We start from the raw sequence: 12,625 nt of genomic DNA on the forward strand, positions 1-12,625 counted from the left end.
TATTTACGTTTTTATCCTGTTTTATTTCGAGATAACAGATTTTTTTGTCATTACACCAAGCTAAATCAAATTAATTCAAAAATAACTAAGAAAGGTCTATGGTTTCTTGATTTCTTAGAATATCATCAAAAGTTTCTCTTTTACGTATCAAATAATCTTTTCCGTTGTGTACCATTACTTCGGCAGGTTTAAAACGAGAATTGTAATTAGAAGCCATTGAAAAACAATACGCACCAGCATTGTGGAAACACAATACATCTTCTTCTGTAATTTCGTTAATTCTTCTGTTGGTTCCAAACGTATCTGTTTCACAAATATAACCGACAACAGAGTAGTAGCGTTCTCTTCCTTTTGGATTTGAAATGTTTGTAATATGATGATAAGAATCGTACATCATTGGTCTTACTAAATGATTAAAGCCACTGTCAACTCCCGCAAAAACAGTAGAAGTTGTTTGCTTGATCACGTTAACTTTGGCTAAGAAATAACCAGATTCGCTTACCAAAAACTTTCCTGGTTCAAACATCAAGGTCAATTCCTTACCATATTCTACACAAAAATCATTGAATCTTTTTGTTAATTGTTTTCCTAATTGCTGGATGTCTGTAGAAATATCTCCTTCTTTATACGGCACTTTAAATCCGCTTCCAAAATCAATAAAATCTAGATTTTTGAATTGTGCTGCAACATCAAACAGAATTTCTGTTGCGCGTAAAAAAGTATCGATATCTAAAATATCTGAACCTGTGTGCATGTGAATTCCGTTTATACGCATATTGGTATTTTCCATCACACGTTTAATCAAAGGAACTTGATACATCGAAATTCCGAATTTAGAATCGATATGCCCAACAGAAATTTTAGAATTTCCGCCAGCCATCACATGAGGATTGATACGCACACAAACCGGAATTGTTGGATGTTTTTGACCAAACAATTCTAAAATAGAAAGGTTGTCAATATTAATTTGAACGCCCAAAGCAGCAACTTCTTCAATCTCTTCTAAAGAAACGCCGTTAGGCGTAAAGATGATGTTTTCTGGCAATACGCCAGCTGCCAAACCTAATTGAACTTCTTGAACAGAAACCGTATCTAAATTAGAACCTAATTGTTTAAATACTTTTAAAATATTGATATTTGATAGCGCTTTTACTGCATAATTGATCTTTACATTTTTAACCCCAGAAAATGCGTTGGTAATTCTGTTGTATTGCGAAGTAATTTTATCTGTGTCATAAACATATAAAGGACTTCCATATTTTTTTGCTAATTGCAATAAAGAGTTGCTATTCATTTCTGTATTCTAAAATTAAGTTGGTAAATGTAAAAAATAATTACAAACTACTATTCATGTTCTTTAAAATCTAACAATATAATTTATTCTGTTAATTCATTTCGTTATTTCTAACGTTGTTGAAAACCTAAAGGGACTAATTTATTGTAAGACTTCTCGATTTCGTACCACTTCACTCGAAATGACTTTTTGATTGTTATCTCGAGCGGAGTCGAGAGATCTATATTTTATTTAAATTGAACAGCAACTTTCTCTGCAATCTTAACAATTACTTGTGTTGCTTTTATAATTGATTCTACTGGAATATATTCATAACGACCATGAAAATTATGTCCGCCAGCAAAAATATTTGGACAAGGCAATCCTTTAAATGATAATTGAGAACCGTCTGTTCCGCCACGAATTGCTTTAATTAATGGTTTTATCCCTAAGTCTAGCATTGCTTCTTCGGCGATATCTACAATATGCATTACCGGAACTACTTTTTCCTTCATATTGTAATATTGATCTTTTATCTGAACAGAAACCAATTCTTTTCCTAATTTTTGATTGATTGCAGTTGCTATATTTTCAAAATCTGATTTTCGTTTTAAAAACAAATCCATATCATGATCTCTAATAATATATTCTAAGGTGGTTTTTTCTACATTTCCGTGCATATCGTGCAAATGGAAAAACCCTTCGTAATCCGTAGTTTCTTGCGGAATTTCATTTTTTGGTAACGCACTAATAAACTCATTTGCAATCAACATCGAATTGATCATTTTACCTTTTGCATACCCTGGATGTACAATTTTCCCTTCAATAGTTACTACAGCGCCAGCAGCATTAAAATTTTCGTATTCTAATTCTCCAACTTGACTTCCGTCCATTGTATATGCCCATGCTGCACCAAATTTTTCGACATCAAATAAATGGGCGCCTTTACCAACTTCTTCATCTGGTGTAAAACAAATTCTAATATTACCGTGTTTAATTTCTGGATGATTGATCAGATATTCCATCGCAGAAACAATTTCTGTAACGCCCGCTTTATCATCTGCACCAAGCAATGTTGTTCCGTCTGTTGTAATGATCGTCTGACCTTTGTACTGTAATAAATCTTCAAAATAATCTGGAGAAAGTACTATGTTTTCCTTTTCGTTTAAAACGATGTCTTCTCCGTTGTAATTTTCATGAATCTGCGGATTTATATTTGCGCCTGTAAAATCTGGACTTGTATCAATATGTGCAACAAACCCAATAGTCGGGACTTTATAATCGATATTGCTTGGCAAAGTTGCCATGATGTAACAATTATCGTCTAAGGTAACATCATACATTCCAATTTCTTGAAGTTCTTTAACAAGTACTTTGGCTAAATTCCATTGTTTTTTAGTACTCGGAAAAGCAGGATTGTTTGGATCAGATTCTGTGTCTATTTTTACATAACTTATAAATCTGTTGATCATTTTCTCTCTGTTCATCTTCTTATGTTGTTATAATTCTAAGGTGTTTATCAAATTAATTGCTTTACAAAGACGTTCGTTGATGTGAGCATTTCCATAGATTTCTGTTTTGATATGATAAGAATTTATTGAATTTTTATGGATAAATATATTTACTATCTGATACGGGAAATTGCCTTTTTTACCTTTAGAAACAGCGTAAAAAGCATTGTTCTCTAAAAAAGAAAATTGTGCTTTTTTACTATTTACAAGTTGTTGAATAGAATCGTTTGTTGAAATTGATTTTTTAAAAGCAGTATCAAATTTATAATCACTTTTAATATGTGTAATGTCTATTAAAACGCTTTCTGTTAATTGTTTGGTGGTGTCTGCAAAATAAATTGAAGATTGCAAATCGTTGTAAAATAAATTGGTTTTCCAATGTTTGGGAATCTGAATGCTAAACGTTTTTTTTATGTCTGTATTGTGTTCTAAATCACCAGAAAATTTAATGTTTGAGCAAGAAAATTCTTTTGCTAATGCAGAAGATTCATTACACGAAGAAAAAATCAAACAGCACAAGAAAAGTGTAAAAAAAAGTTTCATTTAATACGAAAGAAATTATTTTAAAACCAATTTCCCAATTTTTTCATGACCAGACAACCAAGCCGTATTTTTATCTACAAAATCAATGGTATAATACCCATCTTTGCTAATATCTTTCCAAGTTGTTCCGCCATCATTAGAAAAAGAAACACCAGTTTTTCCAACAGCAATTACTTCTTTTCCTTTTGTGCCAGGAATGTATTTTACACAACTTTTATAATTAGGTGCTTGTCCGTCTGCAACTAAAGTCCACGTTTTTCCACCATCAACAGTAATTGCTTTATTTGCTCTATTTTCTTCCGGTTTAGAGAAATCTCCACCTACAATTATTCCATTATTTTCATCATAAAAATCTACAGAATAAATTCCTTGTGGCCCATTTCCTTGCACAAACGGAGTTTCAATAATTTCCCAAGTTTTTCCTTTGTCGGCCGATTTTAAAACTCTCGCTTTTGTTCCTCCAGTTACTACCCAAATGTTATTTTTATGAAAAGCAATGTTTGTATTACTTGCAGCAAAAGAAGCTTCTCCTTCTTGGACTTCAGGCAAATTAGCACAATCAATTTTTTTCCAAGAATTACCACCATCATTTGTCATAATAATTGATGTACAACCATCAATAGGATCTCCAATAGCAATGCCTGTCTTATCATCTAAAAAAGTCATGGCATCATAAAATACTTTTTCGTGTTCTTCTTTATAAACTACTGTTTTTTCTCCGTCAGAAATTTTATACAACAAGGCAGGATTTGCAACAGATAACGCAAAAACAGCAGAAGTTGTTTTAGCTAAACTTCTAAAATGTGGTACTATAGAATTTTGATATTTTAAATATTCAATATCCCATGTTTTGCCGCCATCATCAGTTAGGCCAATATCTCCACGAGAACCAGCAAATAAGAGTTCATCAGCATTTACAGCAATGATTGCTCTAATACTTGTGCTGTCCATATCAAATTTTTGAATAGAAACGGATTCAAAACTTCTTACTACATATTCTTGTTTACAAGAAAAACTGATAATTGTAAGACACACTAAAAGGATACATTTTTTCATTTTAATATTTTTAAGCCACTAATTTACAATATTGCTTTGTTTAATTGTAAATTAGCAAGAAATTTTTGTCAACTATTTATGTGGTGTTTTAATGAGTTATAATAAAAGAGCATTGGTTATTTCTGGAGGAGGAAGCAAAGGTGCTTTTGCTGGAGGCGTTGCACAATACTTAATTGAAGAGAATAAAAGAAATTATGATATTTTTATTGGAACTTCTACCGGTAGTTTATTGGTTTCTCATTTAGCAATTGGTAAAATAGAAGAGCTTAAAAGCATTTACACCGATGTAAATCAGCATACAATTTTTAGCAATAATCCATTTATTATTAAAAAAAGACATGGAGAAAATGTAATTGCTATAAATCACTTAAATACTGTTTGGAATTTAATTAATGGAAGAAAAACCTTTGGCGAAAGTAAAAACCTTCGAAAATTAATCAAAAAATATATTACCGAAGAGGTATTTTTAAAAATCATCAAAAATGAAACTGAAGTTGTGGTTACAGTATCAAACTTATCGACCAATAAGGTTGAGTATAAAACGCTAAGAGAATGCACCTATAATGATTTTTGTGATTGGATCTGGGCTTCTTGCAATTACATTCCGTTTATGAGTTTATTAGAAAAAAATGGTTGTCAATATGCAGACGGTGGTTTTGGTTGTTTGGTTCCAATAAGAGAAGCTATTTTACGTGGAGCAACAGAAGTAGATGCTATTATTTTAGAAACAGAAGTCACACAAATAAATAGGGTCAAATCTAAAAACCCATTTTCTTTATTGTTTGACACCTTTGATTTTATGTTAGAACAAGTAGAAAGACATAATATTACCATTGGTAAATTAACAGCAAAACAACATAATGTGAAGTTGAATTTATATTATACACCAACAGTATTAACAACAAATTCTTTGATTTTTGATAAAAAGTTAATGACCAAATGGTGGCAATCTGGTTTTGAATATGCCAAATTTAAAGATGAAGGGTTAATGAATGAATACAGACCGGATTTATTAGAAGCAAAATCATAATTATAATTAATTGTATCGTAAAAATGAAAAAAATTACTCAAATTTTTGTATTGATAACTTGCTTGTTTTGTATTAATGCTTTTTCTCAGTTTAAAGAAATTGATTTAGAAGGAAAATGGACCGACAAAGAGTTACAGGTAGAATATAGTTTTTCTAAGAATGCAAAAGCATATTTTTCTCAAATGGGATATGGAATGTCAGTTTCTTACAAAGTAGATTTTTCTCAATCTCCTTTTTGGATAGATTTTACCTTAGAACGTGCCGGTAAAGAAATAAAGATACCAGGTTTGTTAAGGGTTGTAAATAAAGATACTATTTGGATAGAGCAATTTCCACCTTCATCAAATCATCCAACTAAATTTTCTAATGACTTTGCTTCTAGAGCAAGAAGTATTCATGTTTTAGTTCGGAAAAAAACTTAGTTTGTATTCGGTAAATCTTGTTCTATAAAAACGCCAACATCATTAATTTGTTGATTGCGTACAGAATTGTATAAAAAATCAAAATTATTAGGATTGCACATTGCAGGAGGATTTGGAGGGAATCCGTTTATTAAACTAATTACTTCATTTAATAGCGGATCTGAAGTTTCTCCTAAGCTTCCTAAGTTTAAAATATTTTCTTGGTTACAAATTCTTAATTCTGGAGTAAAACCACTTGCATAAGTTTCATCATTTGTGTTTAAAAACTCTAGCACTATGGGCTGTATTGCAACAGTATGATTTGTGCTTTTGCCAGTTGAATTGTAATCAATGGAATTGTATAGAGTAATAGCGCCAGTATTATCTCCGTTTGTTGTATTGCTATTGATAATATGAACATTTATATACCCTTTTAAACTATTGATTAACAATTCTACAGAAGAAGAACTACCGTTTAAAATAATGTATACATCTGTTAATCCTAAGCTATTAATTGGAGTAGAAGCATTTAGTTTATTTGTAAATTTTGTAATTAAAGAATCTGCCTGATGCTGCTCAAACCATGATTGGGCTTTGTTGTTCCAGCGGTTTTTTATGAATGGCTGACTTGTAAATTGTCCTGTCATCATACTTGCAATTTGGGTGATATTTTTAACAAAGCTTCCGCCGCCAACATTGTAGCGTAGATCAAAAATCAACTCATTAACTCCTTGATTTTTAAACTGTAAAAATGCAGTATTTAAATCGTTGATATAATTGCTAGAAAAATCGTTGTTATACAATAAATAGCCAATAGTATTTCCTCCGCTTGAAAAATTTTTAGCCATAAAAACCGGAGTATGTGTGTATGCCATTTTAGTTAACGCTACTTTTGTATTGTTTGACGTAACAGTTGTTCCATCAAAATTTGCCATATTTAACTCGAATGTAGAATTTGTTCCTTCTAATAAAGAACGATAGTTGCTTCTTGTTAATTGAGCATCATCTACAGCATGGAAAAAATCACCTCTAGCAATCTTTTTTGTGGAAGCATTAGAACCTGGTAAAATATACTGTACAAATCCAAGTACTTTATCTGCACTTCCTGGTTCGGCAATGATTCCGTATTCAACTCCATTTGTTGTTGAAGTTCTTATTCTTGGTGGCGCTATTAAATTATAATCGTTTCGTAAAGTAGATTTGTTATCAGCAGTTGGTTGGTTTTGTAAAACATTTATAAAAAGTTCGTTTGGTGTAGCAAATTCTCTTAAATAGCTATTTAATTCAGGTTGATTGTTAAAACGTCTGTCTGCTAAATCCGAAATTTGATCTTGATGTAAATAATAAGCATTCATTGCTTTCCAAATAAAATCATTGATTTCTACATCAGCCGGAATTTCATCTTCTTTAGTACAATTATATAAAGTCAAAGACAGGCAAAAAAAAAGAAGTAACTTGTAGAGGTTTTTCATCGAAGCAGCGTTTAATAAAGCTATTGTTTAAGTAACGCAATTTAGAGAATTATAGTACATTTAAAAAATAGATGTAACAAAATTAATTGTGCATCGTCATAATGGTGTAGAAGCAATTAAAAGAAACGTTTTTGCACAAATAATTATAACAAACTAATGAATCAATCAGACTTTTTAAAATCTGTTTTACCTTTTAAAGACAAAGTCTTTCGTTTAGCCAAAAGGCTTTTAGTGTCAACTGAAGAAGCAGAAGATGCAACACAAGAACTGTATTTTAAGTTATGGAAAAATAGAGCAAAAATAGCTGAATATAAAAATGTTGAAGCGTTTGCAATGACAATGACTAAAAATTATTGTTTTGATAGACTAAAATCTAAACAAGCATCAAATTTAACATTGGTTCATAGTAATTATAAAGAAAAAGATACTTCTTTAGATAAAAAAATGGAGTATCGAGATAGTGTTAACCAAGTACATAGGCTTATAGAGAAGTTGCCAGAACAGCAAAAGTTAGTAATTCAATTAAGAGACGTTGAAGAGTACGATTTTGAAGAGATCGGAAAAATGTTAGACTTAAAACCAACAGCTGTCAGAGTAGCATTATCTAGAGCAAGAAAAACAATAAGAGAAGAACTAATAAAACAACACAATTATGGAATTATCTAAAATAGAACAGTTGTTAGAAAAATACCTAAATGCAGAAACTACTTTGCAAGAAGAAACTACATTAAAAAACTATTTTTCATCAGGTAATGTAGCTTCACATTTGCAAGAGTATGAATCGATGTTTGGTTATTTTGCCATCAGTAAAGCAGAAACATCTGTAAAACCAATCCAGTTAAATACTAAAAAAACGAATTGGAAATGGTTGTCAGTAGCTGCGTCAGTTGCCTTACTATTTAGTGTATATATAGGAAATAGTTATGTGCAAGAGCAAAAAGCGAAAGCGCAATTTGCTCAAGTAAAAGAAGCGTTAAAAATGATCTCTACAAACTTAAACAAAGGAAATGAAGCTGTTGCAAGTTTGTATGTGTATGAAGACGCTGTAAATAAAATATTTAAAACCAAGTAAATTAAAGTAATAAGTAAACAAGAGAAATCATGAAAAAAATAATCGTATTAATAGCGCTAGTAATAGCACCAGCAGTAAGTTTTGGACAATCTATGTTTGATAAATTAGAAAATATGGACGAAGTATCTTCTTTTATTGTAAATAAAGATGCATTCCAATTATTGCAAAAATTTGGAGGAGATTTTGGAGGAGATAAAGAAGCAGTAGAAGTTTTTAAATTGATTGAAAGCCTAAATGAATTAAAAGTTTTCAAAGCAAATAGTCCAGAAGTTGCAAAAACAATGGAATCTATGGTGGTTTCTGCAGTAAAAAAATCAAATTTAATAGAATTGATGAGAATAAAAGATAAAGATGCTAGAGTTAGAATTTATGTAAAAACAGGAAGCAATAAAGACTATGTTAGCGAAGTGCTAATGTTTGTTAACGGAGCTAGCAGAGTTACAGACGGTAATGCAGAGTCTGTTGTAGTATCGTTAACCGGAAAGATTGATGTTAATAAATTAGCTAGCATTGCAAATCAATTTTCTAATGATGGAAAGAAGTCTAACTAGTTATTTAGATTCATCAAAAAAATCACTTAAAACAAAAACAATGAAAAAAATAACAACCCTAATAGTAGCTTTTATTTTAGTTTTTTCTTTTACATCTTGTAAAGAAGAGTCTTTACAAAGCTATTTAGTTAAAAGCCAAGAAAAATCTGGATTTATCACTTTTGATGTTCCGGCAAGTATTTTGCAAATAAAATCTGACAATGTCTCTGAAGCAACAAAAACAACATTAAAAAGTATTAAAAAGATTAATGTTGTTGCAATTCCCTTTAAAGAAAACGCCACTGAGGTTGAAGCCGAAAAAGCACAATTAGATAAAATCTTAAAAGGAAAAGAGTATAAGAGTTTGATGAGATTTACCGAGAAAAACATGAAAATAAGTTTGTATTATACGGGTGAGTCGGATGCTATTGATGAGCTTATAGCTTTTGGTTACGGAGCAAAACAAGGAGTTGGAGTTGCAAGAATTTTAGGAGACAACATGAATCCTTCTAATATTATGAAAATGATAAACGAAGTTAAGTTTGATGCAGACGGAATCAATCTAGATCAATTCAAAGTGTTGTTTAAATAAGAACCATAATAATTTTATAGAAAAGCTCAGCATCTAAGTAAGATGCTGAGCTTTTCTTTTTTAACGAGCCATTAACAAGGAAACACCTTAAATTTCTTACTTTTGAAGTCTTAAAAAGAATCGTTATTTATGAAGTTTCAAAAAATCACTTTTTTAATTTGTTTTTTCTTTATTGCTGTTTTTTCTGCGCAAGTAGAAGCGCAATCAGTGTATAGAAAAGAGAAAGATAAAGTACACGCATTGCAACATACAAAGCTTAATGTTTCTTTAGATTTTAAAAAGAAAGAATTAAATGGTGAAGCTTGGCTTACATTAAAACCCTATTTCTATGCGACTGATAAAGTTATATTAGATGCAAAGGCGATGATTATTCACAGCATTCAATTAAATAATAAAGATGTAGGCTATAATTACGACGGAGAAAAGATTATTGTAGAATTACCAAAAGCATACACAAAAGAAGAAAGCTTTACACTTTATATAAAATACACCGCAAGACCAGAAAAAGTTCAGCAAAAAGGAAGTACTGCAATTACACAAGCAAAAGGTTTATACTTTATCAATGCTGATGGATTAGATACCTCAAAACCTACACAAGTTTGGACGCAAGGAGAAACAGAAGCGAGTAGTTGCTGGTTTCCAACGATTGATAGCCCAAATCAAAAAACATCGCAAGAGTTAGCAATTACAGTTCCTAGTAAATTTAAAACCTTATCAAACGGAATATTAGAAAGTCAAATTGAAAATCCGAACGGAACAAGGACAGATTATTGGAATTTTAAACAAAAACACGCGCCTTATTTATTCTTTTTAGGTGTTGGCGAATTTGAGATTATTAAAGATTCTTACAAGAACATTCCGGTTGAATATTATATAGAAAAAAAATACGCTCCATATGCAAAAGACATTTTTGGATTAACTCCAGAAATGATGGCGTTTTTCTCAAAAATTACTGGTGTAGAATATCCCTGGAGTAAATACAGTCAGTTTGTTGGACGAGATTATATAAGTGGTGCCATGGAAAATACTACCGCTGTAATCCATGGAGAAAATGCAAATCAAATGCCAGGACAACTGATAGATGAAAATGTACAAGAAAACACGATTGCACATGAATTATTTCATCATTGGTTTGGCAATTTAGTTACTGCAGAAAGTTGGAGTAATTTAACACTAAATGAATCTTTTGCCAATTATAGCGAGTATTTATGGAGAGAACACAAATACGGAAAAGACAATGCAAATGCGCATTTATTAGAAAGTGTAGAAGCATATAAACAAGGAGAAAATTTCGACAAGCATTTGGTTCGTTATTTTTACAATGACAAAGAAGATATGTTTGATGCGGTGAGTTATAATAAAGGCGGCGCAATTTTACACATGTTAAGAAACTATGTTGGCGATGAAGCTTTTTTTGCAGGTTTAAATTTATATCTAACAGAAAATAAATACAAAAGTGCAGAAGTGCATCAATTGCGCTTGGTTTTTGAAAAAGTTACAGGAAAAGATTTAAATTGGTTTTTTAATCAATGGTATTTTTCTGGCGGACATCCAAAAATCCAAGTTTCGTACGATTATAACACGCTAGAAAAAAAAGTGACTGTAAATTTTTATCAAACAGAAGGTGAGTTTCAGTTTCCGATTGCAATTGATATAATAGAAAACGGTAAAGTAACTCGCGAAAAAGTTTTTGTTGATGGCAAAGATGCGTCATTTACTTTTAGCTATTCTAAAACGCCAGAAAATATTCTTGTGAATGCAGACGGAGTTTTGTTGGCAGATTTTACAGAAGCAAAAACAACAAGTCAATATTTAAATCAGTTGCAATACACTACAAATTATGGGCATAAAAAAGAAGCAATTTTAGCAATCGCAAAGCTACAAGACGATAAAAATGTTTTCGAAGCAATTTCAAACGCCATAGATGATCCATTTTACAAGATTAGAATTTTAGCGATAGAGAATATCGATTTGTTTGATAAGTCTTCTAAAAGAGCTGTAATTGATAAAATTAAAAAAACTGCTTTGAACGATAAAAAAACATTGGTTAGAGCGGCTGCTATTGAAACCTTAGGAAAATTAACTGACCCAGGAAATTTACCAATATTTCAAGAAGCCTTAAAAAGTAAATCGTACAGCGTTTTAGGAAAAACCTTAGTTGCAATTTATTATATCGACAAAGCTTTAGCGATAAAGCTCTCTAAGGAATTGCCAAATGATGTTAGAAAGATCATTGCAACACCTTTGACAAGGATATTTATTGAGGAAAATGATGAAACCGAATTAGAATTTATCGCTCAGAATGTATTGTCTGGAATGTTTTTAAGCAACGATACAAGAATACAAGAGTTGTATAAAAGAGCCTATGATAAAATTGCAAAGAGTAATAACACAAAGGCAATTGAGAATTTAGTTGATGATATTGTTGCTAAAGGAATTCAGTTTAAACAATTTAATTTTGATAAAACTGCAGTAAACCTATTGTTGCAATTGGTTGAAATTCAAAAAAACAGCGGAGTTTCAAATAGAAACAAACACATTCAAATTATACGAATTGGTATGGCAAAGCTAGTCAACTAATAAAATATCAAACTATAAATTAAAAAGCCTTTAGATATTCTAAAGGCTTTATTTTTTGTATTCTTCAAAAGTTCCGTCAGTATAAAAAAGAACAATTCGTTGTATTTTCTTTTCTGTATCAGAATTGATTGTCTGTTTTTCATCAAAAGAAAGCGTAGGAGCGAGGCTACTTGTTTTTTCTTCTGCTTGTTTCGGAAAAGTACCTTTACCGTTTAACAACCAATAAATATCTACATCTTTAAAAGTATTCGTCACTTTTAAAATAAAATCTAAACTTGGTTTGTTTCTCCCGGAAATAATATGAGAGATGCTAGAACGTTGTACATCAATTTTATCTGCGAATAATGATGCAGTTAAACGATGGTAATCCATCACTTTTTTTAGTCTTGTTGTAAAATCACTTGTGTTTACCATTGTAAATTATAGATTGTTTTACAAATGTAAAACAATCTAATTGATTAACCTTACAATCATTTAAGATAATTTAAAATAATTTAAAATTTATATTTTACATATAAATAAAAGGTTTATTTAATGATATTTAACTAACTGTATATTAGTACAT

13 protein-coding genes are annotated in these 12,625 nt (G+C 30.8%); 7 read left to right on the forward strand and 6 right to left on the reverse strand.

Annotated features, from left to right (window positions below; translation table 11 throughout):
- Positions 1-85 precede the first annotated feature (85 nt).
- From lysA to ACEWL1_RS07485, 4 genes are all read right to left on the reverse strand, one after another.
- On the reverse strand, positions 86-1,294 hold the full coding sequence (gene lysA, locus ACEWL1_RS07470; RefSeq protein WP_409232671.1) for a diaminopimelate decarboxylase: 1,209 nt from the start codon (positions 1,292-1,294) through the stop codon (positions 86-88).
- Positions 1,295-1,521: 227 nt separating this feature from the next.
- Positions 1,522-2,760 (reverse strand): peptidase T, encoded by a 1,239-nt coding sequence (pepT, locus tag ACEWL1_RS07475; protein ID WP_409232672.1) that lies wholly within the window; start codon positions 2,758-2,760, stop codon positions 1,522-1,524.
- A 12-nt stretch (positions 2,761-2,772) separates the two neighbouring features.
- Positions 2,773-3,327, reverse strand: a complete 555-nt coding sequence (locus ACEWL1_RS07480) for a hypothetical protein (protein WP_409232673.1) — start codon at positions 3,325-3,327, stop codon at positions 2,773-2,775.
- Positions 3,328-3,342: 15 nt separating this feature from the next.
- Positions 3,343-4,383: a WD40/YVTN/BNR-like repeat-containing protein gene (locus ACEWL1_RS07485; RefSeq protein WP_409232674.1), complete on the reverse strand. Its 1,041-nt coding sequence runs from the start codon at positions 4,381-4,383 to the stop codon at positions 3,343-3,345.
- Between the two features lie 91 nt (positions 4,384-4,474).
- Here ACEWL1_RS07485 and ACEWL1_RS07490 point away from each other — a divergent pair, with 91 nt between their 5' ends.
- The gene (locus ACEWL1_RS07490; protein ID WP_409232675.1) at positions 4,475-5,413 is read left to right on the forward strand and encodes a patatin-like phospholipase family protein; all 939 of its coding nucleotides are present in this window, start codon (positions 4,475-4,477) and stop codon (positions 5,411-5,413) included.
- 23 nt (positions 5,414-5,436) lie between these two features.
- Positions 5,437-5,835 (forward strand): hypothetical protein, encoded by a 399-nt coding sequence (locus ACEWL1_RS07495; RefSeq protein ID WP_409232676.1) that lies wholly within the window; start codon positions 5,437-5,439, stop codon positions 5,833-5,835.
- Here the strand turns inward: ACEWL1_RS07495 and ACEWL1_RS07500 are convergent.
- Entirely contained in the window at positions 5,832-7,286 is a 1,455-nt protein-coding gene (locus ACEWL1_RS07500; protein ID WP_409232677.1) for a S41 family peptidase, read from the reverse strand. The two genes, ACEWL1_RS07495 and ACEWL1_RS07500, sit on opposite strands and share 4 nt — an antisense overlap.
- A gap of 156 nt (positions 7,287-7,442) precedes the next feature.
- On the opposite strand from ACEWL1_RS07500, the gene ACEWL1_RS07505 reads away from it, so the two are divergent.
- The 5 genes from ACEWL1_RS07505 to ACEWL1_RS07525 all read left to right on the forward strand — a co-directional run bounded on the left by ACEWL1_RS07505 (position 7,443) and on the right by ACEWL1_RS07525 (position 12,060).
- On the forward strand, positions 7,443-7,952 hold the full coding sequence (locus tag ACEWL1_RS07505; protein ID WP_409232678.1) for an RNA polymerase sigma factor: 510 nt from the start codon (positions 7,443-7,445) through the stop codon (positions 7,950-7,952).
- Positions 7,939-8,358, forward strand: a complete 420-nt coding sequence (locus ACEWL1_RS07510) for a hypothetical protein (RefSeq protein ID WP_409232679.1) — start codon at positions 7,939-7,941, stop codon at positions 8,356-8,358. Before ACEWL1_RS07505 ends, ACEWL1_RS07510 begins: the two co-directional genes overlap by 14 nt.
- Positions 8,359-8,387: 29 nt before the next feature.
- Entirely contained in the window at positions 8,388-8,909 is a 522-nt protein-coding gene (locus tag ACEWL1_RS07515) for a DUF4252 domain-containing protein (RefSeq protein ID WP_409232680.1), read from the forward strand.
- A gap of 40 nt (positions 8,910-8,949) precedes the next feature.
- A complete protein-coding gene (locus ACEWL1_RS07520; protein ID WP_409232681.1) occupies positions 8,950-9,480 on the forward strand; it encodes a DUF4252 domain-containing protein in 531 nt (176 codons plus the stop codon).
- A 129-nt stretch (positions 9,481-9,609) separates the two neighbouring features.
- Complete coding sequence (locus ACEWL1_RS07525; protein ID WP_409232682.1) at positions 9,610-12,060, forward strand: M1 family aminopeptidase; 2,451 nt, start codon at positions 9,610-9,612, stop codon at positions 12,058-12,060.
- Positions 12,061-12,108: 48 nt separating this feature from the next.
- Here ACEWL1_RS07525 and ACEWL1_RS07530 read toward each other — a convergent pair whose 3' ends face one another.
- Complete coding sequence (locus ACEWL1_RS07530) at positions 12,109-12,474, reverse strand: helix-turn-helix domain-containing protein (protein ID WP_409232683.1); 366 nt, start codon at positions 12,472-12,474, stop codon at positions 12,109-12,111.
- Between the last annotated feature and the right edge of the window lie 151 nt (positions 12,475-12,625).

The sequence above is a fragment of the Polaribacter gochangensis genome (assembly GCF_046224025.1).
In the GTDB taxonomy this organism is placed as follows: domain Bacteria; phylum Bacteroidota; class Bacteroidia; order Flavobacteriales; family Flavobacteriaceae; genus Polaribacter; species Polaribacter gochangensis.

Coding starts and splice junctions, on each gene's coding strand:
- lysA (WP_409232671.1), bottom strand. CDS start 1,294: ATGAATAGCAACTCTTTATTGCAATTAGCAAAAAAATATGGAAGTCCT.
- pepT (WP_409232672.1), bottom strand. CDS start 2,760: ATGAACAGAGAGAAAATGATCAACAGATTTATAAGTTATGTAAAAATA.
- ACEWL1_RS07480 (WP_409232673.1), bottom strand. CDS start 3,327: ATGAAACTTTTTTTTACACTTTTCTTGTGCTGTTTGATTTTTTCTTCG.
- ACEWL1_RS07485 (WP_409232674.1), bottom strand. CDS start 4,383: ATGAAAAAATGTATCCTTTTAGTGTGTCTTACAATTATCAGTTTTTCT.
- ACEWL1_RS07490 (WP_409232675.1), top strand. CDS start 4,475: ATGAGTTATAATAAAAGAGCATTGGTTATTTCTGGAGGAGGAAGCAAA.
- ACEWL1_RS07495 (WP_409232676.1), top strand. CDS start 5,437: ATGAAAAAAATTACTCAAATTTTTGTATTGATAACTTGCTTGTTTTGT.
- ACEWL1_RS07500 (WP_409232677.1), bottom strand. CDS start 7,286: ATGAAAAACCTCTACAAGTTACTTCTTTTTTTTTGCCTGTCTTTGACT.
- ACEWL1_RS07505 (WP_409232678.1), top strand. CDS start 7,443: ATGAATCAATCAGACTTTTTAAAATCTGTTTTACCTTTTAAAGACAAA.
- ACEWL1_RS07510 (WP_409232679.1), top strand. CDS start 7,939: ATGGAATTATCTAAAATAGAACAGTTGTTAGAAAAATACCTAAATGCA.
- ACEWL1_RS07515 (WP_409232680.1), top strand. CDS start 8,388: ATGAAAAAAATAATCGTATTAATAGCGCTAGTAATAGCACCAGCAGTA.
- ACEWL1_RS07520 (WP_409232681.1), top strand. CDS start 8,950: ATGAAAAAAATAACAACCCTAATAGTAGCTTTTATTTTAGTTTTTTCT.
- ACEWL1_RS07525 (WP_409232682.1), top strand. CDS start 9,610: ATGAAGTTTCAAAAAATCACTTTTTTAATTTGTTTTTTCTTTATTGCT.
- ACEWL1_RS07530 (WP_409232683.1), bottom strand. CDS start 12,474: ATGGTAAACACAAGTGATTTTACAACAAGACTAAAAAAAGTGATGGAT.